This is a genomic window from Sporolactobacillus sp. CQH2019, from assembly GCF_028765345.1.
Classification (GTDB): domain Bacteria; phylum Bacillota; class Bacilli; order Bacillales; family Sporolactobacillaceae; genus Sporolactobacillus.
In genome coordinates this window covers 1-22,628 of record NZ_JARAJZ010000007.1, presented here as the reverse complement: position 1 = coordinate 22,628, position 22,628 = coordinate 1, and the positions used below count along the sequence as shown (strand labels likewise).

The window sequence follows — 22,628 nt, the reverse complement described above, 5'->3', positions numbered from 1 at the left end:
TATCCACCCGAAACGTTTTGGAAGTTGTCGCTGTTATTGATGCCTAATTTGGGCCGGAAGTTGACGGGATTTCCTGTCCAATAAGTGCCAGTTATAATGTCCGTAGAACTTTATAGCTGGCACTTATTTTAGGAAAGGAAAAGGACATCTCTTTGTCATGTAATCCTACTTACACGGAGATGCCCCCAACACATATGATCATTATATCAAAGTATGATCTCATTGATAAGCATTCAACTGGCGTTTTTAGTTAAGAGTACGGAAAGGGTTGCTTGTCCTTGTTGCGGAGGAGAGCTTAAAGTAACTGGGAGACTTTTTTTAATAATTAAAAATGGGAAATATAGTGACTAAATGGAGGTAGTTATGAGTAATAAAAATTTTGAACAAATGAAAGATGATAACAAGGTAATTTTTTTTCTAGGGCTTTCTGAAAAGGTTGTAGATGTTTTTTCTCGTGAAGAAGATCAAAAGATTGCTCAAGGTGCTTTAGATGCTTGCTGGGAATGGCTAAAAAACAAAGAAAATATTGGAGAATCTCTTTATGACTTATTAGATGACGAGGAGAAAGGAATAGTTTCAATTCAAGAAATGTCTGAGGTTGAAAAAGATGAAACGGCTTGGAATTGTATTATTGATTCAGTTGCTTTTACCAGCCGCAAAGCATTTGAAGGTGAGGGAGCAAAGTATTTCCCAGAACCTATTTAATTAGTAGACGACACATTAGTAGATCATTTTATTGAAAACTTTAAAACATGTGTATCAGATCCCGAAAAATACATTAAAAAAATGAATTCTTTTTTGACTCAATATAAAGCTGATAATTATGTTGATTTACAAACTATGATTCAAGAAAAGCTATATACCTGAATTATTCATGAACCAATCTTCTGATTAGCTGAAACACTTACCTATTGCGCCGTAACAGTTTTTTTGTTTTCACCGATCAGGTGATAAAAATTAATAAAGCGGAAACTGAACACGGGAGGCCGGGTTTCCCTGGCAGTCTGCAGCCGGAATTTGCCGGCGCTTCGGGGGGGTGGCGGCGCAGAGAGCTTTCCGCAGGAAAAGCCGAAGGCCTTAGTAATTCCCGCCTGACGCAGATGCTTCAGAATTCCCAGCTCATCAAATTTTACTTTTATTTCTCTAAAGAGTTAATTGTTTTGAGCCCTTTTCGTTATCATAGAGGACATCCTCTTTCTGGTCGTGTTATTCGTCAAAATTCACTTTACCAAAGAGCGGGGGCCCTCCATTTTAGTTAAGAGCCCTAATCAATAAGCTATGAAAGCTGTGATTCGTGTGATTTAGGCAATCCACCTCGATTTTTGAACTATGAAAGTTGAGTTCTTAACAGGACAAATGCGGGTTTAGGTTTTTTATCGATTCTTTGATCATTCACTATTTTCTAATAGAAACTCTACTCATTTCAGCTTATCTTTTGGTATTTTTTCTAGTAATACCATCGATTCTTTTTCGTCTGGAATGTGAAGCAGATTATTTTTTATAAAATTTTCGGCGGTTGGACAATTACTTTTTCTAATTTCTCCAGCTGCTCTTTCAAAGTCATATTGCGTTTGTTTAAATTCGATCCCATTTGAATGAATAAGCAGCCAATAGGCGCCTGGCTGGTTCGCGAAAGGCATCCCGACACTCCCCGAATTAATAACATGCGTTTTTTCCAGTTCGATTTTGAACTGCATATGTGTATGGCCGCACACAACAATTGGCTGGTCAACACGGGCAAAGAGTGTTTCAAGCCGTTTCCTTGGCGACAGAGGCGTAAAAATCTGTTCGTCACTTTCCGGAGTCGCATGACAGAATAAAACTTCACCGGCATTTTCCATTTGAATCACTGCGCTGCTGTCTAAATTCGCAAGAAATTCAAGATGCTTATCCGTTAGTTCATTAGCTGCCCATCGCTGGGTTTTACGACCCTGTTCCGATAATTGCTCCAGCTTCCGTCCCCTGGCCGCTTCGACAACTTCCCGGTCTCCGTTCCCTCTGATGAACTTAATCTTTGTTCTTTTTTGTAAGTCCAAGAGACACTCCAGCGTCTGTACGGGCATCGGTCCTGAAACCATGTCGCCTCCGATGACAGTCCAATCCGGCTTTATTGATTCGAGTTCATTAAGAACCGCTTTCAGAGCCGGAAAGTTGCCATGAATATCATAAAGTGCGGCAATTTTCATTACATCTATCCTCCCCTCTCCGATCTCATTAAGAATATCTCATTCATCTAAACGAAAATAATCCGCCGGATATTACAAAAGCGGACCATTTTTTCGGTTTGTCCACATCACGAAAGAATGACTTTTCCCTCAAAATCCATCTGTCCGGTTCTTACTTCTTAATTTTCATGAGATACGCCTTCTGTTACCTGCCGCTGCGCCTGAGGAAGAACAAACATGTAAAGCATTCCGACAGCCAGAAGGCAGCCTCCGAACCAGAGAAATGGCGTTCCGATAGACACATACCGAGGAAAAGTAAATGCAAGGAGAATAAAAAGCAATGATTGAGCCAGATTGCCGAGCGGATCGAACCACGCTTGTACACGTCCCAAAAATCCGGGATTAACCATTTGCGGAAGCCATCCGAAGAAAGCAACATTCACGATCGGTATCGAAAATGCGGTGAGAAAATAAAAGATGAGAAAGAAAGAGAGACTTGACGCAATCGATTCCGGGGCAATAAAGACACTGGCCATCAAAAATCCGCCGATCATTAATTTGTACAGTTTGACCCTGTTTGCTGCTAAGGACGCAGCAAAGCTGCCCAGTAAGATACCGATTCCGAAGACAATTCCTGATAAAGCCGCGGCTTGCTGATAATATCCGATTGCCAATTTATATTTCAACATGTATATTGGCATAATGGACAGGCCGCCATTTACAAAACCTAAAATAAACGTTCCCAGCATTAAATACCTGAGCACATGATGTTGCAAAATATAAAAAATACCTTCCCTAAATTCAGCAAAAACGAGCCTCACGTTAAAATGAAAAGGATTGGAACGCCCCTTCGGTAAAACCGCCTCATTTGGAAAACGGCAGTGAAAAATGAGAGAAGCCGAGATCAGAAAACTGCAGCCATTGATCAGAATCGCGCCTGAAATTCCCAGTCTCCAGTAAAAAAAGGCGCCTAAAGCCGTTCCAAAAAGCAAAAAAATACTTGTCAGCATCTGGTTGAGCCCGCCTGCAATGGCATATTCATCATGGCTCAGAATGCCTTGAATCAGACCGGTTTGGGCGGGAGTAAAAAACTTGGATACTGCCGTGATCAGAAAAAGAAAAGGAAAGATAAATAAAACATTCATCGAAAAAACTGCGAAGATCAGCAGAATACAGAAACCGGAGTTGATCAGATCAGAAAAAATCGTAATCTTCTGCCTATTGATGTTATCGGCCAGCACGCCGGTAAGAAAAAAAACAAAAAGCGTAGGCAGCGTGTACATCAATTCTACAGCGGTTGCATAGAAAGGCCTGTTTCCATAGCGGTCAAGAAGATAAAAGGTAAAGGCAGTTGTTGAAGTAACCGTTCCTAATTGGGACGCAAAAGAAGCGAAGAATAGGCTCCGATAGTTCGTATTTTTAAAAATGGTTATTAATCGATTCACTGAAAAGCCTCATAGGAACCCTGAATGCGATACTTCTTTTCCAAGGGCGAGAGCTCGTATTCTACTGTCTGTACGGCAGGAAAAACAACAAAGGAGTGCTGTCCCCACTCCCGGGCGCGGTCTCTCTTAATTTTTTCTACCAAAGAGACGACCTCGGAATCCGGCGCTATTTGATCGCTCATCTCTTCAGGAACGATCATTAGCGGGATTTGTTTTTTGCCATCATAAAGCCGATCATTGAGTAAATAGGAAAAAGCGATCGTCAGAAATAGTCGGCCGGGCAAAAGCTCTTCCTCTGTAAACAGCTCAAAAATCAAATCTATATCTTTTATTATTTCAGGTACAGTCACTGCGTGATCTTCATCTTCCGGAAAATGGTTTAAATTCTTTTGGGCTCCTACTCCTTTGGGAAGGATCAGGCGAAGCCTGAAATTGACTATTTCGGAAACCGCCGGCCTACTGATATGAATCCACAAGTGATTCAAGCCCTCGAAGCACTCCAACTGATTTTTCTCCAATTTGACCTGAATCATCATCGCTCCCCATTCTTCTTCATGATTCTTGAAACAGAGTCAACGATTTCCTGCTTCATCTGTTCCGGCACATTCGAACTGAGTGTTATAAAAGCATCATCATTTATTTTCGTGGTTTCCCGGGTAATCAGGTTTTCAGATTGGTAGAGTGTCATCTGCTTACCGATTTTCTTAATTTCATCCATAGAAAGTGCCTGCAGTTTTTTCCGGATGGAAGCAAGTGTCTCTCCTGTTTTGCTCAGAGTCAGAATCGCGCGAAAATGGGCCAGATGATTGTCTGTATAAACCCGTTTGTTTTCAACTGTCTCAAGCGGCGGCACCATGCCAATTTGCGTATAATACCTTACCGTGCGTAAATGAATGTCCGCCCCTTCTCGTTGAAGCAGTTCAGTTATCTGTTTCGCTGTATAGCCTGGCATCACAATTCCTCCAGTTTAAAGTTACACTTTAATGTACAAGATACAGTTTAGTGTAACGATAGATGTTTGTCAAATTCACCGGTCACCCGCTTCAAGTATCAGCAGTGACGTACAGAACTGACGATCGAATGATTATTCTAAAAAAAGGTCTTTTCTAAGAAGGTTAAAGCCCATCCGTGAAGAACTTTTTATTCATGACATTATAATTTTGAATGATTTGCAACAAACTTTTTTTTAGTTCTATTCACCGGCAGGCAAAATCGCTGTAATGTCCGCATCGCCGACTGATTTTGAAACGGAGGTTCTATAATGAATGTAAATTTCGGTCTTACTGCCAAAGACTATAGCAAATATCGGGCAGGCTATCCGCTTGAGTTATATGAACGCCTTAAAAATTATGGTATTGGAATCAAAGGCCAGTCGATATTGGATATCGGAACAGGCACGGGATATCTGGCAAGGACATTTGCTAAACAAGGCGCCCGGGTGACAGGAGTCGATATATCTGATGAACTTATAGAAGAGGCCAAGAAGCTGGATAAAAAAGATCACGTGTATATTCGATACCTAAATGCGCGGGCAGAGCATTTGCCCTTTTCATCTCCTGAATTCGACGTGGTTACAGCAGGCCAATGCTGGCATTGGTTCCAAGGCGACAAAGTGTTGGAAGAAGTACGCCGTGTTTTGCATGCACACGGGAAGTTAGTCATTGTTCATCTGGATTGGATACCGCTCGGCAGCAATGTTGTATCGAAAACAGAGGAACTTATATTATCCTATAATCCGGATTGGAAAGGCGTCGGAGGAACAGGTGTTTATCCGGGCTGGCTAACGCAGGCAGCTATGGGTGGATTTACAGATATCGAAACATTCACATTTGATCTTAATTTAACTTATAGTCAGGAAGCATGGAGAGGAAGAATCCGGGCAAGCGCCGGAGTAGGCGCCAGTCTGCCACACGATAAACTAGTCGAATTTGATCGCCGGTTAAAAGAACGGCTGCAAAGAGAATATCCAGACGTTATCGGGATTCCGCACAGAATTTTTTGTTTGGTGTGCCGCGCCGATTAAGATAAATTTTTATGGAAATGTAATTCTAACATAAAAGAGTAGACACAAAAAAATGAAGGGGTCTGGAAATGAGATTTCTCTTATGACATTATATTGCAAGAATAGCCTGATCAGATATGATTAAGCGGAGACATCATTTATGATGGCCAAAAGATTCCTGCGTCATTTTTGGCTGATGTTTTAAGACGCTTTCCACATTTTTTACCATACTCTTTATCACTTCGGATATTTTCGTAAATCATACGCTCCGGCTTCGCTTAATTTTCTGTAAAACCAGTGATCCCCACCCTTGTACTGTTCCCATCTTTATAGTTCCTATCCAACATAAATCAATGAAAGCGCGAACGTGATGATGCTTTGGAAGAAGTCTGAGAATCTCATCTTTTTCCGCCTTGCATGAAAAATCCGGGTATCCATCGATTTTTCTCCGATGGCTGCCCGGCCTCTTTTTTCGTCTTACGCTTCATTCATTCAACGGCGGTCTGTTGATCGTTGTCCATCGCCCTGATCGATTCGGCCGCTTTAATCATCACAGCGCATTCGATTCTTTTACGAAAAACGTCGCAGCTGAATTGATAGTTCCCGTTGAGCGAGCCGGTCGCATGCAGCGAATTGGCGGGACAGCCGCCGCTGCAGTAGAGTTTCGCCCAGCAGTCCCGGCATTCCGGCTTTGAGTAGCAGTTGCACTCTTTAAATCGGTTCTGCAGCTCCGGTTTTGTGATGCCGTCCCAGATGTTGCCCATACTGTATGCCTGATCGCCGACAAACTGGTGGCAGGGGAAAAGCTCGCCCCATGGCGTGACCGCCAAATATTCGGTGCCCGATCCGCATCCGGAGATTCTTTTATGGATACAGGGCCCTTCCGTCAGATCAAGCATGTAATGGTAAAAAACAAAGCCATGGCCCTCTTCTGAACGGCGAAGCATTTCCTTGGCGAGAATCTCATACTGTCTGTAGATCTCAGGGAGATCCTCCTCGGTCAGTGCATACGGTTCCTTTGGATCGCAGATGACCGGTTCCATCGAGAGCCGGTCGAAACCGAGATCGGCCATATGAAAAATGTCATTGCTGAAATCGACATTGTTGTGGGTAAAGGTCCCGCGGACATAGTATTCTTTATCCCCCCGCTTCCTGACGAAATTCTGGAACTTCGGAACGATATAATCATAGCTTCCCTTGCCGTTTACCGTTTTACGCAGCCGATCATGAACCTCTTTTCGCCCGTCCAGGCTCAGGACGACATTGTGCATCTCCTTGTTCAGAAAATCGACGACTTCATCTTTAAGCAGCATGCCGTTGGTTGTCAGAGTGAAGCGAAAAGTTTTCTTATACTCCTTTTCTTTGCTTCTCGCATAGGCGACGAGCTGTTTGACAACTTTCCAATCCATCAGAGGTTCTCCGCCGAAAAAATCAACGTCGAGGTTGCGGTGAAATCCGCAGTTTTCCAGCAGAAAATCGATCGCCCTCTTGCCGACTTCATAGCTCATGACCGCCCGGGCACCGTGGTATTTGCCCTGGCTCGCAAAGCAGTATTCACAGGAAAGATTGCACGTATGTGCGACATTCAGGCATAAAGCTTTAATATACGTCCTCCGTTTTTTCAAATCGAATGAGAGATCCTGATACGTATCTTCCGAAAAGAGCCGTCCGTCTTTTTTCAGTTTATCGATGTCCGCGATCGTTTCGTATATGTCCTCTGCGCCGATGTCTGTATGATCGGCGTACTTCTTCACCATCAAATCCGCGATTTCTTCAGACGAATGTTCTTCATAAAGTGCGATGATATCATAGGCAAGATCGTCGACAACGTGCACAGCCCCGCTGTAAGTATCAAGCACGATATTATATCCGTTTAACTTATATTGATGTATCATAGCTGGCGATCGGACTCCCTTGTTCAAAAAATTGCCGCCCGTCTGCGAAACAGTCGGGCGGTACACTTCCTCTGCTATTTATCGGTGCGCCGGATCGGCACACTTCTGATTGGCAACGCCGCAGGATGTCTTGCACGCCGACTGGCAGGATGTCTGACACTCGCCGCGTCCGCCGTGTCTGGCACTTTCTCTCAGGTCCATCGTATTCAGTGATATAATCCTTCTCATTATACAAACCCTCTTTTTTAAAACATTTTTTGAAAAAACACGTATTCGGGATCAAGCATCAGATCCGTCATAAAGTTCATTTTCTAATCAGGGCCCTTTCAACAGGTACTGATAATAATTATTATAATAAATAAAAGCGATTATTCCTGTGATGTTTATCGTACATCCCCATGCTTTTATATAAAAAAACGTTAAAAAATCAGTTTACCCGACTCATTGATGCCGATGATGCTTTTCTAAAAAGGCGGTGACCATTTTAATGACAGCGCCGCTTTCACTGTCATGACAAATATGGTGTTTTGAATGTGGAAGATAATGAAGCTCTTTTTCCATTGATAACACCGTATGAAAAATCCATTCGGAACTTTTCGGATCGACGATTTCGTCCATCCGCCCGTGAATGATGCAAACCGGAACAGAAATACGGCGGAAAATTCTCTTTGCACGGCGGACGATCTTCTGAAACTGAAGCAGATTGTGAACGGGAACTGAGCCGGCAAATGAGCGATTACTGAGAATTACCCGGACGGGCGGCAATCCATGATTTTTTCTCATGTATTGCCAAAAATTTTTCAGCCGTATCTTCAGAACGCCGGGAGAAAGCACATATAGCGACGGAGAGAGCAGTACCAGGGTAGCTGTCCGATAACGGCAGGCCGTAATCGAAGCGATCATCGCTCCCATGGAAAAACCGATCAGATGAATCTCTTTCTTCTCCTCAATAGCGTGTTCAACAATATCCTCAATCACGTGCAGCCAGTCCGGTGCCGTGATTTTCTCCATCCGTCTCCTGTCCATACGATGCCCGGGCAGCAAAGGCGTGATCACTTCATAGCCCTTCTGCTTCAGGGCCTGAGCGAGCGGCGCTAATTCCTGCGGGTTCCCCGCGAATCCGTGAATAAGGATACATAGTTCCTGCTGCATAAAAAACCTCTCCTAAGGCGGCCCTGAATAACCCGTTCAGCACGCAGTGACTCAGCCGGTTTATTTCGTTCCGGTCGGCCGCAGGTTTACCGTCATCGATTTTTCGCTCAGTTTCAGCGAATGTATTACTCAAAAAGGACGGTAATCTTAGTCTGCCGGAGCGTCTGCCATCTATGCAGCGAATCGCTGTTTCGGTCTCTGCTAATGATGTTAGAAATCGTAAATTTACTTTTTGTGAATAATATCTTGACTTAAACACACAGCATATAAAATCTCAACAAAACCTAATAAATTCAAATGTGTTTCGCAAGTAAATATTTTTAAATTAAATGTAATATCATTGATTTGTGTCAGAAAAAATATTAATATCTATATAGATTGGTCTATATAAAGGAGTTACGAATGGATAAAAAACAGGATACGCGGGACAAAATTATCAATGCGGCTAAAAATCTCTTTCAGATTAAGGGTTATCATGCAACGGGCATTAATCAAATTATCGAGAAAAGCGGCGCTCCGAAGGGATCTTTATATTATTACTTTCCTAAGGGAAAGGAAGAGATAGCAATCGCCGCTATTGAAAATGTTGGAAACTCAGTGCGACAGGACATTTTGCAAATCATGTCTTTCTATGATAATCCGATTGATGCCATCCGGGCACAGCTGAAACATGTTGCCGCGAAAGTATTGGACACAGAAAAAGCAGAATTCCGAATCGGCTTAATTGCATTCGAATGTGCCGGAAGCAATGAAAAAATCAGAGCGGCATGCGAAAAAACCCACAGAGACTTGATGTCGATAAATGCAGATTTTTTAGTGAAAAAAGGTTACACAGAGGAGCGGGCCAAACAGACGGCCAGCTTAATTAACATTTTGATTGAAGGAGCTGTGACTCTGTCGATCACCTTTCAGGATATTTCCTATTTTACTTTGCTGACAGAAAAAGTTGAAGTTATTTTTAAGAACATTTGAGTGTTTTTATTATTTGTCTCCTTATATATAGACTGGTCTACTTTGATGGGGAGGATAAATTTTACAAAATGAAAACAAATGAAAGCAAACGAATGCCGATTTTACTAGGCCTGTTAATTAGCGCTTTTATCGGTATGTTTGGCGAAACGGCGATCAATATTGCCTTAACGCCCTTAATGAAAGCCTTGCACGTCAGTGCACCCACCGTTCAATGGTTAAGCACTGGATATTTACTGATTGTAGGTATTTTGGTACCCGTTTCAGGATTGCTGATTCGATGGTTCACCACCCGTCAGCTTCTTTTCTCCGCTTTAGCAGCGTTTATCGCAGGAACCTTTATAGCTGCAATGGCTCAAGGCTTTCCTATGTTGTTAACAGGCCGATTAATCCAGGGAATCGCGACCGGCATTTTAATTCCGCTGCTTTTTAATACCGTAATGGCCATTTATCCGCCGCAAAAACGAGGCACGGCTTTTGGTATGGTCGGACTGATTTTAATGTTTTCTCCAGCTATCGGACCGACCGTTGCCGGCTTGATTTTAAATGCTTTAGGCTGGCAGTGGATATTTTGGCTGATGCTCCCGTTTCTTATCCTTGCCCTCGTTGTTTCCATTATATTTTGCAAAGATGTCAATACGGTAACCCGGCCGGAAATTGATCCGTTATCCATTTTTTTATCGACACTAGGCTCTGGAGGTATCGTAGCGGGCTGCAGTTTTGCAGGAGACTTGGGATGGACAAGCACCGCTGTTCTCTTCCTGCTGGCCATCGGTGTGATCAGTATCATATTATTTTCAATAAGACAATTAAAGATGGAAAACCCCATGCTGAATATCAGGGGGTTTAAAATTCCGATGTTTACAGTTGGCATCGTTGAAGTGGTCACATCTTTTAGCATAATCATGTCGGCGATGTTACTGCTGCCAATGTACTGGCAAGGTGGGAAGCTATTAAGTGCAGCCATTGCGGGCCTTTTATTATTGCCCGGGGGGATTGTCAACGGGCTTGTCTCGGTTATTTCGGGGAGGCTGTATGATTTATACGGGCCTAAATGGCTCGTCAAAATCGGCGCTGCACTCAATATCATCGCAGCGATTATGTTCGTGAATATTAGGGTCTCCTCTTCCTACGTATATGTTATCGGTGCCAATATACTGCTCATGATCGGCATGCCGCTTGTTATTACCTGTTCGCAAACAAACGGACTCAATGCACTGCCTAAAGAATTGTCTCCCGACGGCAGTGCGATCATGAATACAGGTCAGCAGATCTGCGGGGCCATTGCGATAGCGCTGACCACGACATTTTTAGCAGCAGGAGAAAATGTTTACCGGGCTACCATTGGGCACAGCACTGCAGAGATGCTGACGAATGGTGTAAAATACGGGTTTACCTTCACGCTTGTTCTCGCCATTATCGGCTTTGTGCTGTCCCTTTTCATGAAACACACAAGCGTATTGGCACTTAAACCAGGCTTAGAACAGGAAAAAAACTGAAGAAAGAATTGGAAGCATAATAAAATCCTGAACCCCACTGATTGTCAAGAAACTATTAAGCTACCATCTGCTTAGCAGGCGGTAGCTTAAATGCTATCAAAAAGTTTTATTTGAATATTATCTCAAAAAAATAAAGATGTTTTTAGATCATAAGCAAACTTTTTTCATTAATTTTCATTAATGGATAGATAATGGAAATCTTAAATAATCAATTTTTTCTCAGAAGCGTTTATTACATTTGAGATAAATTTTAGATTGTCAACATCTCTACCAATTTTCTTCTCCAAGATGGCTGGACCAACATCATATTCTCCATCCATTTTTATACCCACATCAATTAAGTCCGTTACTTGTGTAAAGATGATTATCTGAATATAAAGAGAGGATTAGAAGTTCTGTTTTTCTGGAAAAGGGGAGTGGTAGCCAACTCCCCTTTTCCAGAAAAACAATGAGATTCCATTGCTCTTGTCTCTTTCATTTTTTTATAGAAAATGAACCCGAACCCATCATTTCAGTTAAGATAGAGTTGCTCAGACCAAATTCTAAAAGAAAGATTATGAGGATGGAAGTACGACAAACCTTTAGCTGATCAAACATCTTCCCAAGAATCCGAGGGTCACAATCATGACAAAAAGTCAGGCCAATTGAATCGAGCTATCTGCATTCCCTCTATATTGACTAACGTGTTCACACTTAGTGGAAAATTATTTAAAGCTTCTCATTGTCCCGGCATTATTCTCGCTCTCCTTCTATTTTCCATTCGCTTATTCGTTTTCAGCCATCTCTTGTCCCGCTTTTTCGTTCCACGGCTCGCATATCAATGATTCCGTTTACCCATACATACATTATGTAAACTTTAATCCATACAAAGCAGCAAGCACTCAGCAGACGTGTCTGCCGCTGAACAGCCATCCATCGCGCCGTCTCTGTATCAGGAAGCAGCGTGGATTTTTCCGTATTTTTTCGGGCAGCTGCGAAAAACAGCCCCTCCGGCAGATGCCGCAGCGCCAACGGTCATAAAATTTCTTTCAGCCCATCCAAGAAACTGCCGGGTCACGAAGGCCTCCGTTTATCTCTCAGATTTTATTTTCCGCTTGTTTTTTAATGCCGATTTTACCTAATGAGTGATCGAATAGGGTGATGATGATCAAGATTATGCCAATGACCACACAAAATAGTGCAAGCTGGTGCATCCCGAATGTAATATCTTCGGATTTTAGGAACAGTCCATTGGCCGCAGAAGCAAGCATAGCGCCCATATACATAAAGGTTCTTAATAAACCGGATGAAGCTCCCATCTGGCTTGGAACCGCCTGAAAATAGACAGCATTTTGATTGGCCAGATTCAGCAGGCCCTGGGGTATGCCGAGCAGCAGAATGATCCCGGCCAGAAAGACCAGATTGCTCGCAGGTCCGGCAAAGAACAGCAGTGCCATCGTTATGAATTGGATCAGGCTGCCGACTATCAGTTTCAAACGTATTGCCGGGCTTTTTCCCGTGATTCTGGAAATAATAATCGCCGTCAGGAACATCGGCAGCAGCAGTAAGCCGGCATGAGCAGGGGACAGGCCCCTCCCCTTTTCCAGCCATTGAGTAAATCCATAAATGAAACAGTAAGTGACTGTAGCAGCAAGCAGACTGCGCGCGTAAGTCGACAGCAAAGCCTTATTTCCGCTTAATACGCGGACATTAATAAAGGGATCCCTGCTTTTCAGCTCAACGATGACAAAAGCGGTGCCGGCGACAACTGCAACGGCTAACAAATAAAGCTTATCCAGAGCCGGGTCCATCAGGAAAAGCAAAGCGGAAATTAACGTGATCCCGAAGATGGCCATTCCGGTAAAATCAATGGATGTTCCCCTTCGCTTTTCCCTGATAGAAATCGATGAGACTCTCGGAAAACGGAACCAGCCCAAAAGAACACAGGCCAGCGACAAGGGGATATTAATGATAAATGTGCTCTGCCACCCCCCGACCTGTATGAGCAAACCGCCTAATGTAGGCCCAATAACTGCAATCGTCTGATTGGCAATCGCCAGCAAAGTCAATACGCTCGTCGGACTGCCTTCTCCGGTCCGTTCTGCTTCACTGCGGATCAGATACATGGAAGCCGGATAGCCGGAACAGGTTCCAAAACCGAGCAGCACTCTGGCCACGACCAGCCACCAAAAGTCAGGAGCGAAAATGGCAATGAAACTTGAGAAGCCGACTAAAGACGTTGCAATTAAAAAGAGAAGCCGCGGGCCGTATATATCAATTAATTTTCCGACGACAGGCTGCCCGATCGCCGTGGCCAGATATAAGGCGGAAACAAGCCACGCCGTCTGCGAAGGCGGTGCACCGAACGCTTTCCCGATAGGAATCAAGGCTACTGAAATAATAGAAGAATTGATCGGATTTAGAATCGATCCCAGGATCATCGGTGCAATCAATTTTTGATTAAACCGACCTTCATTGCGAGACTCGGACAAATTTTTGCCTTCCTTCTTTTTTCACCCTATTTCAACATGAAACGGTACCGGCAGTATCAAATTCTGGTTCATCCTATTCAACATTGAGTCGGCAGCGCAGGATCAGAACCAGTTCACCCTATTCAATATTGAGGACAGCAGCGTAGGATCAGAACCAGTTCAACCTATTCAATATTGAGTCAGCAGCGCAGGATTAAATCCCTGTTCCGCCTGCTTCAGCATTGAGACAGCAGCCTAATATCCAATTCTGTTCAGCCGTTAACGGAAACGGGCACTCAATATTCATTTCATTGTATCGATCCAGTCCCGGACACTCAGCACTTCGGCCTGCCGCGGAAATACTTTCTCGATCAGCACCCGGTGAACCTCGGGATCTTGATCCAAGCAGGCGTCGGACAGCACTTTAATCTCAAAGTCTTTGTCCGCCGCTTCCCGTAGAGTCGACAGAACAACTCCGCTCGTCGCAATTCCGCCGAGAATAAGCGTATCAATCTGCTGCGAACGCAGGATGACTTCGAGATTGCTGCCGGCAAATGCACTGATCCGATATTTCGTAATCACGGGTTCGTTTTTTCCCGGGTGAACAGACTCATGGATTTGTGCCGCTCCATCATGAACAGTTAGTGCTCCATTTCGAGAATTCAGGTGCCCGGCTGAAAAAATTTTATTTTTTGTACTGATCTCAGGATACCCCTCGCTGAAACCCAGTCTGACAAAAATCACCGGAACGGAATGTTCGCGGGCGGCTTTTACTGCCCTGCGAAATGGAATGAGGACGTTTTCTTTGCCTTCCCCTAAACGTGATACAGTGCCGTTTTGTAAATCCATGATGAGCAGTGCAGTTTTAGCCTTTTGATCGGTCATGAGTTGTCATCTCCCTTTTATTGATTTATTATATGTGGAGAGGTCTATCACTTATGATAAACGGAGTGCTCTCCACTTGTCAATGCGTTTTTTATTCTCATTTTGGATGTGATTGCATCGTGAATAATAAAAAAATATTTGATGTACATACAGAACGACGTGACGCGGCCGAGAATCGTCAGCGTATATTAGACGCTGCTTCCAGGCTGTTCGAGCAAAACGGCGTTGAACCGGTCAGTATGAATCAAATCGCCAAAAAAGCCGGGATCGGGCCGGGGACGCTCTATCGCCGCTACAGAAATAAAGGCGAGTTATGCCTTGATTTAATAAAAGACAACGTAGTTATTTTTTTTGAAAAAGTTGAGGCATATATGCAGGACAATCAGACGGCTTCGCCGGACCGGCGACTAAGAGGCAGCCTCGGCTTATTTATTCGTTTCAGAGAAAACAAAGCACAATTGCTTAAGGGAGTCGAAGAAGCGGAAATGACCAATCGAATCCGGTCAAAAACGTATCATAGCCCCTTATACGATGAGCTGCATCAGTTATTTGCCGATTTATTTAAAGAGATGGCCGCAATGAAAAAAGACCGGCCAAACAGTGTTTTCAGGGCGGATATGTTACTTGCGGCATTAAGGAGCGATGCCTATTTATTTCAAAGAGAAGTGCGGGGACTTTCACCCGAAGAGATCCTGGAGCAGCTCTGCGCGATTTTTACATTAAGCTAACAGGATGCATCATTGGCATGCGGCGATTGCAGACAGCGGGGTCGGAATTCCGCATAAAAAATCAAAATCTATTTTGAGTGAAAGACTTGGAGGGAACAAGTGCCAAAAAATATGCCATTATTCTCCGATTAATTAATATTATTTTGAGCAGGATCATTTATACTGCCGTATTTGCGGCGCCGAATAATTTTCTATAAAAGGATTAATGTCATCCAGATTTTCAGTAAATAGCAGCTTTTTATAATCCTTTTCAGTCAGAAAACCTCTGCCGACCATCTGCTGATACATCATTTTTAACGGATCATAGAAGCCGTTAATATTTAGGAATATACACGGACTGGCATTTTTACCCAAGCGAGCCCACGAAAACGCCTCCGTTATTTCTTCAAGTGTTCCGGGACCTCCCGGCAAAGCAATGCAGCAATCAGCTATATGTAACATTCTTGCTTTCCGCTCCGACATATCGGCTACTTCTTCCAATTTGGTGACCTCCGTAAATGCTAATTTGCGCTCAGCCAGAAACCGTGGAATAATTCCCCATACATAGCCCTTGTTATCAACGACTGTTTTTGCGATTTCTCCCATAAGTCCGACTCTGCCGCCGCCATACACCAGCCCGTATCTATTTTGCACCAGCCATGTGCCAAGCCTCCGAGCCACATTTGCGTAAATTTTACTGTTGCCGGCAGAAGCGCCGCAGTATACGGCAATATATTTCATTTTCATAAACTCCTCATATATAATATTTAAGTCCAACTATGGATTTATCGATCGGCGCAGCCGGGTTTTCGACGGTCCGCGCAAAGAGTTTTTCGGTCACAAGCGGCGGGTTTTCGACCGCTGTACGTGATTTATCGGTCGGCACACCTGAGTTTTCGACCGTTCGGAGCAAGTTTTCGGTCTGGCCTCAGTTTATCGGTCCGCGCAGAGAGTTTTTCGGTCACAAGCGGCGGGTTTTCGGTCGATGCACCCGTTTTATCGGTCGGCGCAGCCGGGTTTTCGGTCTGGCCTCAGTTTATCGGTCCGCACAGAGAGTTTTTCGGTCACAAGCGGCGGATTCTCGGTCGGTGTACGTGATTTATCGGTCGGCGGGGCCAAGTTTTCGGTCTGGCCTCGGTTTATCGGTCCGCGCAGAGAGTTTTTCGGTCACCAGCAGCGGGTTTTCGGTCGTTATACGTGATTTATCGGTCGGCGAGGCCAAGTTTTCGGTCTGGCCCCGGTTTATCGGTCCGCGCAGAGAGTTTTTCGGTCACAAGCGGCGGGTTTTCGACCGGCGCACCCGGTTTATCGGTCGGCGAGGCCAAGTTTTCGGTCTGGCCCCGGTTTATCGGTCGGCGAGGCCAAGTTTTCGGTCTGGCCCCGGTTTATCGGTCCGCGCAGAGAGTTTTTCGGTCACAAGCGGCGGGTTTTCGACCGGCGCACCCGGTTTATCGGTCGGCGGAGCCAAGTTTTCGGTCTGGCCTCGGTTTATCGGTCCGCGCAGAGAGTTTTTCGGTCACAAGCGGCGGGTTTTCGGTCGGTGTACGTGATTTATCGGTCGGCGCACCTGAGTTTTCGACCGTTCGGAGCAAGTTTTCGGTCTGGCCCCGGTTTATCGGTCCGCGCAGAGAGTTTTTCGGTCACCAGCAGCGGGTTTTCGGTCGTTATACGTGATTTATCGGTCGGCGCACCTGAGTTTTCGACCGTTGTACGTGATTTATCGGTCCGCGCACCTGAGTTTTCGACCGGCAAGCCGGTCTATCGGTCAGCGCCGGCAATAGAACCGTTGCTGCTGTTTATCGGCCGGGGCACCTGATCTGTCACTGGCAATCTATCAGTCACTGCTGCCGGTTTTGTTGTAGGCCGTTCAGTCCTGATGCTGCCAGCTCATGATCGGTCGGTCCAGGATCCGATCGATCATATCGAGCACGCCGCTGTGATTATTGTCCTTGTCGGTAACCGGCAGATGATAATCATGTATGGAAGCATCCGCATTTCTCATAAGATAACCCAGCCCGACATGCTGCAACATCTCTAAATCATTGAAATTATCACCAAACGCGACAATCTCATCCGGTGTTATTTTCCAATAGTCTTCTAATCTTTGTAAGGCCCAGGCTTTATTGACACCGCCCGGAATAATATCGATACTGCCCCAGCCGCTTTGTGTCGCGTGCAATTGGTGATCGAACAGCCGGTTAATATATTCAACTTTATCACTAACGTCTTCATCCTGGCAATCGAGATTAACTTTATAGATGGAGTCATGGACGGCGGCCAGATCTGGAACTGCCTGAACATTTTTTAGAAAGTATTGCACTTTTTCATTATCTATAAAAGGATCTTCTTTTTGAACGTAGGTACCGTCTCTCCCCGACAAATGAACAGAGCTTTTGGTCAGATGCGGATCGCTTAAGACTTTTTTCAAAAGTAATTTAATGGTCTGGTCCGGAATGGTTTTTTCAACAATCGCCCTGCCATTGTCAACAATTAATGCCCCGTTTTCAGAAATAAACGTTGTTACATCGGATTTCCGGTCGAAAACATCAAGCAAATGTGTATAGCCATTGCCGCTGGCAACGACAAAATGTATGCCGAATGCGGACATTTTTTCTAACTGACGATTAAAACGCTCAATTTCATAATCGTGTTGATCGTTCAGGAAAGTTCCGTCGATATCGGTTACCACCATTTTAATCATCAAACGAATGCCTCCGTTTCTTTGTCACGTTTCATACCGCTGATGGATTATCCCCTATTCAATTGATTCGGCCGGCGGACTGATCGGCTCAGGCCGGCCTATCCTTATCGCCCGTTTAAAAATACAGCTCTTCAGAATTGAATTTTACACCACAATCAATTCAACATGAGAAGAAAATAGTTCGCGCTGTTGCCCGGTTATGCCTGAATCTGTCAGCAAATAATCAATCTGATCGAAAGTTGCGAATCTGTAAAGTCCGTCCCTGCTGAACTTGGAGCTGTCGGCGACCAAAACAACTTTTTCAGAGTTCTCTATGATAGTCTGTTTAACATCCAATTCTCTGTATGATCGGGAACAGGGACCATCTTCATGAAACCCGTCGCAGCCGACAAATGTTATATCGGCCCGGATACTTGCGACAGCCCTGGTTGCCCAGTCCCCGACAAATGACATACTCTTTCTGCGCAGCTGTCCGCCTGTTAAAAGAAGCTGGTTTTCAGTATTTTCCAGTGCCTCTGCCGCAATTAAAGAGTTTGTAATAATGACTAAATCGTTTTTAAGATTCAATAACTTGGCAATTTGCAAAACAGTCGTTCCCGTGTCTAAAATAACGACGCCTCTTTCCGGCACCATCTCCAGCGCTTTCTGAGCGAGTCTCGTCTTAACGGCGCTATTTTTCAGCAATTTATCACTAAAGTGGCTCTCTGAATAATGAGAGGAGATTGTAGCGCCGCCATGCTCCTTGCTAATGATATTCTCTTTCTCCAATAAGATTAGATCTTTTCTGATGGTTTCAGTTGAAACATCAAACTGCCTGGCCAGTTCCCTGACAGATATACTTCCCCTCAGCATAATGAGTTGAGCGACTTTAGTCCTTCTTTCAATATTTAAAGGTTTTGCCAACATAATCACCCCGAATAGCAACCATAACCAAATTATAATTATGTTTTTAGTTGTGGTCAATGATTTATATACCAGGATAAAAAATAAACGCAGCACTATCCTGGATAATTAAAATGGAGATTATTTATGCTGCCGGCAACACGGCCTTCAATGCCGCTCCCGCGGTGAGTTTGTACCGGAAAGCCGGGAATTTATGCTTGTCAGTGGATCTTTCCGCCGTCAAAACGGCCTTTCGTGTGTTGTCCAATGCCCGTTTCCCGATCTATGATGAGTAAACAATGTCGAATTCTTTTTCTAATTATCTTGATTTTCTCAAAAAAATTTCAGGTTAACTTCTTGCAGATTTATGTTGATCGTGTTAGCATGGTTTATGCTGAAAAGGTTAATCTTGTTAATAGTTAATAAGGTTATCTATTTTTATTTTCTTCTTTGCAGATTAACCCATTCTATTAAGAAAGGAAGTCAGGGAGTGAGTAATTTTGTCCGCCTTCTTATTATTAACATCGTCGTTATTGTCGTATTGATCGGAGGGGGAGCCGTCGGCTACTACTATTACGATCAGGCAACGAATTATGTGACGACCGACAATGCTTCGGTCAGCGGCCAGTCTGTTTCAATCGCATCGCCGGCAGCCGGGAAACTGGTTTCCTGGAACGGCGATCAGGGTAAGAGCTTCAGCCGCAATCAGGCCATCGGTGAGATCGACGGTGTCGATACGAACGGCAGACCCGTACAGACTGCCATTACAATGCCGGATAACGGGACAATCGCTCTGGACAACGTCGTTCAGAACACATTCGTTGCCGCCGGAACGCAGCTCGCTCAGGCCTATGATTTAAACAGGTTGTACATTACGGCGAATGTTGACGAAACCAAAATTGATCAGATTAAAAAGGGACAGAAAGTGGATATTTATATCGACGCTTTTCCGAATACCGCATTCACAGGCAAAGTGACGCAGATCGGAACCGCTACGGCGGGAACCTTTTCGCTGATACCGAGCTCGAACAGCAACGGCAATTATACAAAAGTGGCTCAGGTGGTCCCGGTGAAAGTTTCTCTTGACGATTTCAAAGGCGATCAGCTGCTCCCGGGTATGAACGCGACAGTCAAGATCCATATTTAAGAGAGGAGGGATCTTATGTCATCGTTTCTTTCTGTTTATTCAGGAAGCGCGCTCGTTTTTTTGATACTGATCAACGTCATTATTCTGTATCGGCGCAGAACGGGACGGCGGCAGGCTTTTAACAAGGTAGCGGCTGTCCCGGATAACATTCAATCTCCGGATCACGTACATGGTTCCGAACAGCCGGCGGATATCAGCCTCCTTCCGGAAACGGGAAACGGGCAGGCGCGCACAGCGGGCGGGAAAATACGAAATCAGACAGAAAGTCAGAGTCATGTGCCCGTCGTCGCTATTCTGCTTCTCGGCGCATTTGTCGCCTTGCTGAATCAGACATTAATGAATGTGGCCCTTCCCAAAATGATGACGGATCTGAATATCTCAACCAATACGGCCCAATGGATTACGACCGGATACATGCTCGTCAATGGAGTCCTGATACCGATTACTGCTTTTCTAATGGAGACCTTTACGACACGCAAACTTTTCATTTCGGCCATGAGCCTGTTCACGATCGGGACGCTGATTTGCGCCCTGTCGCCGAACTTCTTTATTCTGATGGTTGGACGCGTCGTCCAGGCTTCCGGCGCCGGAATCATCATGCCTTTGATGACCAACGTTTTTCTGACCGTTTTTCCGCCGGAGAAACGCGGAGGCGCGATGGGACTGATGGGACTGGCCATGATTTTCGCACCTGCCGTCGGGCCGACGCTGTCAGGCTACATTGTTGAGCATTATACATGGCGCCTCCTGTTCTGGGTCGTCTTCCCGATCGGTTTGATCGATATTCTGCTCGCTCTCCGTTTCCTGCGAAATGTCGGCCGGCGCTCCTTTCCAAAGCTTGATTTGCCGGGCGTTGTTTTGTCGACGATCGGTTTCGGAGGCATTCTGTACGCCTTCAGCGAAGCCGGAAACAACGGCTGGAATAATACAGAAGTCATCTCTACATTAATTATCGGGATGATTGCACTGGCATTTTTTGTCTGGCGGGAGCTGACCACGGAAACACCCGTGCTCGAACTGCGCGTGTTCAGATACGGGATATTTACACTGACAACGCTTGTCAATATTCTCGTGACGATGGCCATGTTCGCCGCTATGATTCTGCTGCCGATCTATCTCCAGAATATTCGCGGATTCACCCCGCTTCAGTCCGGACTTCTGCTCCTGCCGGGCGCTCTATTAATGGGAGCGATGTCGCCGCTGACCGGTATTCTGTTCGACCGGATCGGTTCCCGCCCGCTGGCGATTGCGGGGCTGATCATTACGACGATTACAACATGGCAATTCTCCATGCTGTCGGACACCACTTCATACGGACATATCATGCTGCTCTATTCAACCCGCATGTTCGGCATGTCGCTTCTGATGATGCCGATCATGACCGAAGGCTTGAATGATCTTCCGCGCGAACTGAACAGCCACGGTACAGCGATGTCCAACACAGTACGTCAGGTAGCCGGCGCACTGGGGACAGCATTCCTTGTCACCGTCATGACAAACCGGGCAACCTACCATGTCGGAGAGTATGCTAATCACCTGACAAAGGACAACCCCGTATTGATGCAGCAGCTTGGCGCAGCGGGAAATGTCCTCGCCGGCACCGGACATGCAGGATCTGCTGCCGGTATGAGCGGCGTCATGCAGCTTTTGGAAACTAAGGTTGAACAGCTGGCAACGATTCAGGGCATTAATGACTCATTCATCGTCGCCACCGGTCTGACCTTGCTTGCGCTGATCCTGTCCTTCTTTATCAAAAGGGCAACGCCGTCAAGAAGAAAGAAAAAGATCAAAGCCGAGGCTAAAATTTCGACCGGCGAATCGGAAGCCCACGCGTAGAAGTTTATCGGCCCAAGAGTGAGGTGACAGCGATGGACCGGGACGATCTGATCATGCAAATCAAAAACGAACTGACAATTATCATACGGAGATTCCGCAGGGATATTAATGAGCTTCACGGCAATGAATTAACCGGCAATGATTATGTTTTTCTTGCCTACCTCGCGGAGAATCAGCCTCTGATGGCTTCAATGATTGCCAGAAAATTTGAAGTCACGGCGAGTTTTGCAACAATGGCCGTCGACAGACTGATTAAAAAAGAATTGGTGCGCCGCCGCCGCTCGGAAAACGACCGGCGGGTCGTGCAGCTGACAGTTACGGAAAAAGGAGCAGCACTTTATGAAAAGTATAAAAAAATTCATAGAGCCTATACGCACCGTATGCTGCAAAATTTCAGTGACGGCGAACTCCGTGAACTCAACGATCTCCTTGTAAAATTAGCGGCCGGAAGCAATGGCGTTGATCGGTGACTCTAACTGACAAACTGTTGCTTCTAGCAAGGCTAAGAATTCATGAAAGACGCGGGAAGAAAATGGCTCAGCCGCTTTTTGCGGTTGCCTGAAAACACTCCCTGTCTCTTATGGTGATGGAGGAATAGCGAATTTCATAAGCAGGCGGCCGTTCCATATAAAACGACCCGCCATAATTTACTGCTGCGGGTTATCCATAAATCAACCCGATAAAAGAGGCTGTCTCAAAAGCCCTGTTAAAACTCAAGAACCGGAGAGAAAATTTGTAAAAAAATTTCTCTCCGGTTCTTCTTTGTGTGAAAATGAGGGGCTCCTTCCTGGGTGAAATCCCTTCGGACTTTCTTCATGAGGTTGTGGGCCAACGCTAACAGGCCGAATTCAATCGAGACTTTGTCCAGTCCTCGCAGATGAAATCGGCGGAAA

General features: G+C 45.1%; 22 protein-coding genes and 1 pseudogene. 10 read left to right on the top strand and 13 right to left on the bottom strand.

Features of this window, described 5'->3' with window-relative positions; genetic code table 11:
- The first annotated feature begins 363 nt into the window (after positions 1-363).
- Entirely contained in the window at positions 364-705 is a 342-nt protein-coding gene (locus OYT88_RS10980; RefSeq protein ID WP_274400029.1) for an Imm6 family immunity protein, read from the top strand.
- Positions 706-1,418: 713 nt separating this feature from the next.
- On the opposite strand, the gene OYT88_RS10975 is transcribed toward OYT88_RS10980, so the two are convergent.
- From OYT88_RS10975 to OYT88_RS10960, 4 genes are all read right to left on the bottom strand, one after another.
- Positions 1,419-2,186 carry a metallophosphoesterase family protein gene (locus tag OYT88_RS10975; RefSeq protein WP_274400028.1) on the bottom strand — a complete coding sequence of 256 codons (768 nt, stop codon included), beginning with the start codon at positions 2,184-2,186 and terminating at the stop codon, positions 1,419-1,421.
- Positions 2,187-2,344: 158 nt separating this feature from the next.
- On the bottom strand, positions 2,345-3,610 hold the full coding sequence (locus OYT88_RS10970) for an MFS transporter (protein WP_274400027.1): 1,266 nt from the start codon (positions 3,608-3,610) through the stop codon (positions 2,345-2,347).
- The gene (locus OYT88_RS10965; protein ID WP_274400026.1) at positions 3,607-4,143 is read right to left on the bottom strand and encodes a hypothetical protein; all 537 of its coding nucleotides are present in this window, start codon (positions 4,141-4,143) and stop codon (positions 3,607-3,609) included. The genes OYT88_RS10970 and OYT88_RS10965 overlap by 4 nt, the downstream gene beginning before the upstream one ends.
- A complete protein-coding gene (locus OYT88_RS10960) occupies positions 4,143-4,562 on the bottom strand; it encodes a MerR family transcriptional regulator (RefSeq protein ID WP_274400025.1) in 420 nt (139 codons plus the stop codon). The genes OYT88_RS10965 and OYT88_RS10960 overlap by 1 nt, the downstream gene beginning before the upstream one ends.
- A 309-nt stretch (positions 4,563-4,871) precedes the next feature.
- Between OYT88_RS10960 and OYT88_RS10955 the strand changes: the two genes are divergently transcribed.
- Positions 4,872-5,633, top strand: coding sequence for a class I SAM-dependent methyltransferase (locus OYT88_RS10955; RefSeq protein ID WP_274400024.1), 762 nt, complete (start codon positions 4,872-4,874; stop codon positions 5,631-5,633).
- A gap of 467 nt (positions 5,634-6,100) precedes the next feature.
- Here the strand turns inward: OYT88_RS10955 and scfB are convergent, their stop codons facing one another.
- The 3 genes from scfB to OYT88_RS10940 form a co-directional block, all read right to left on the bottom strand.
- Positions 6,101-7,507: a thioether cross-link-forming SCIFF peptide maturase gene (gene scfB / locus OYT88_RS10950; RefSeq protein WP_274400023.1), complete on the bottom strand. Its 1,407-nt coding sequence runs from the start codon at positions 7,505-7,507 to the stop codon at positions 6,101-6,103.
- Between the two features lie 78 nt (positions 7,508-7,585).
- Positions 7,586-7,735 carry a six-cysteine ranthipeptide SCIFF gene (gene scfA / locus OYT88_RS10945; RefSeq protein ID WP_274400022.1) on the bottom strand — a complete coding sequence of 50 codons (150 nt, stop codon included), beginning with the start codon at positions 7,733-7,735 and terminating at the stop codon, positions 7,586-7,588.
- A gap of 213 nt (positions 7,736-7,948) precedes the next feature.
- Positions 7,949-8,659, bottom strand: coding sequence for an alpha/beta hydrolase (locus OYT88_RS10940; protein WP_274400020.1), 711 nt, complete (start codon positions 8,657-8,659; stop codon positions 7,949-7,951).
- A 402-nt stretch (positions 8,660-9,061) separates the two neighbouring features.
- On the opposite strand from OYT88_RS10940, the gene OYT88_RS10935 reads away from it, so the two are divergent.
- Both OYT88_RS10935 and OYT88_RS10930 read left to right on the top strand, forming a co-directional pair.
- A complete protein-coding gene (locus tag OYT88_RS10935) occupies positions 9,062-9,631 on the top strand; it encodes a TetR/AcrR family transcriptional regulator (RefSeq protein WP_274400019.1) in 570 nt (189 codons plus the stop codon).
- Positions 9,632-9,699: 68 nt separating this feature from the next.
- Positions 9,700-11,127, top strand: coding sequence for a DHA2 family efflux MFS transporter permease subunit (locus OYT88_RS10930; RefSeq protein ID WP_274400018.1), 1,428 nt, complete (start codon positions 9,700-9,702; stop codon positions 11,125-11,127).
- A 1,076-nt stretch (positions 11,128-12,203) separates the two neighbouring features.
- On the opposite strand, the gene OYT88_RS10925 is transcribed toward OYT88_RS10930, so the two are convergent.
- Positions 12,204-13,598 (bottom strand): MFS transporter, encoded by a 1,395-nt coding sequence (locus OYT88_RS10925; protein WP_274400017.1) that lies wholly within the window; start codon positions 13,596-13,598, stop codon positions 12,204-12,206.
- A gap of 282 nt (positions 13,599-13,880) precedes the next feature.
- Entirely contained in the window at positions 13,881-14,462 is a 582-nt protein-coding gene (locus OYT88_RS10920; RefSeq protein ID WP_274400016.1) for a cysteine hydrolase family protein, read from the bottom strand.
- Positions 14,463-14,581: 119 nt separating this feature from the next.
- On the opposite strand from OYT88_RS10920, the gene OYT88_RS10915 reads away from it, so the two are divergent.
- On the top strand, positions 14,582-15,190 hold the full coding sequence (locus OYT88_RS10915) for a TetR/AcrR family transcriptional regulator (RefSeq protein WP_274400015.1): 609 nt from the start codon (positions 14,582-14,584) through the stop codon (positions 15,188-15,190).
- Between the two features lie 153 nt (positions 15,191-15,343).
- Here OYT88_RS10915 and OYT88_RS10910 read toward each other — a convergent pair whose 3' ends face one another.
- Complete coding sequence (locus tag OYT88_RS10910; protein ID WP_274400014.1) at positions 15,344-15,910, bottom strand: LOG family protein; 567 nt, start codon at positions 15,908-15,910, stop codon at positions 15,344-15,346.
- A 38-nt stretch (positions 15,911-15,948) separates the two neighbouring features.
- Between OYT88_RS10910 and OYT88_RS10905 the strand changes: the two genes are divergently transcribed.
- The gene (locus OYT88_RS10905) at positions 15,949-16,719 is read left to right on the top strand and encodes a hypothetical protein (RefSeq protein ID WP_274400013.1); all 771 of its coding nucleotides are present in this window, start codon (positions 15,949-15,951) and stop codon (positions 16,717-16,719) included.
- Positions 16,710-16,985, top strand: a complete 276-nt coding sequence (locus OYT88_RS10900; protein WP_274400012.1) for a hypothetical protein — start codon at positions 16,710-16,712, stop codon at positions 16,983-16,985. Before OYT88_RS10905 ends, OYT88_RS10900 begins: the two co-directional genes overlap by 10 nt.
- A 51-nt stretch (positions 16,986-17,036) precedes the next feature.
- Here OYT88_RS10900 and OYT88_RS10895 read toward each other — a convergent pair whose 3' ends face one another.
- The gene (locus OYT88_RS10895) at positions 17,037-17,870 is read right to left on the bottom strand and encodes a Cof-type HAD-IIB family hydrolase (protein ID WP_274400011.1); all 834 of its coding nucleotides are present in this window, start codon (positions 17,868-17,870) and stop codon (positions 17,037-17,039) included.
- A gap of 144 nt (positions 17,871-18,014) precedes the next feature.
- The gene (locus tag OYT88_RS10890; protein WP_274400010.1) at positions 18,015-18,773 is read right to left on the bottom strand and encodes a DeoR/GlpR family DNA-binding transcription regulator; all 759 of its coding nucleotides are present in this window, start codon (positions 18,771-18,773) and stop codon (positions 18,015-18,017) included.
- A 469-nt stretch (positions 18,774-19,242) separates the two neighbouring features.
- On the opposite strand from OYT88_RS10890, the gene OYT88_RS10885 reads away from it, so the two are divergent.
- Genes OYT88_RS10885 through OYT88_RS10875 form a run of 3 tightly spaced genes read left to right on the top strand, consistent with a single transcriptional unit; the run spans position 19,243 to position 22,205 of the window.
- Positions 19,243-19,899: an HlyD family secretion protein gene (locus tag OYT88_RS10885; RefSeq protein ID WP_443029664.1), complete on the top strand. Its 657-nt coding sequence runs from the start codon at positions 19,243-19,245 to the stop codon at positions 19,897-19,899.
- A 15-nt stretch (positions 19,900-19,914) separates the two neighbouring features.
- Positions 19,915-21,735: a DHA2 family efflux MFS transporter permease subunit gene (locus OYT88_RS10880; protein ID WP_274400006.1), complete on the top strand. Its 1,821-nt coding sequence runs from the start codon at positions 19,915-19,917 to the stop codon at positions 21,733-21,735.
- A 32-nt stretch (positions 21,736-21,767) separates the two neighbouring features.
- Entirely contained in the window at positions 21,768-22,205 is a 438-nt protein-coding gene (locus OYT88_RS10875) for a MarR family winged helix-turn-helix transcriptional regulator (protein ID WP_274400004.1), read from the top strand.
- Between the two features lie 340 nt (positions 22,206-22,545).
- Here OYT88_RS10875 and OYT88_RS21080 read toward each other — a convergent pair.
- Positions 22,546-22,628 (bottom strand): annotated as a pseudogene (locus OYT88_RS21080) (transposase); the annotation flags it as partial.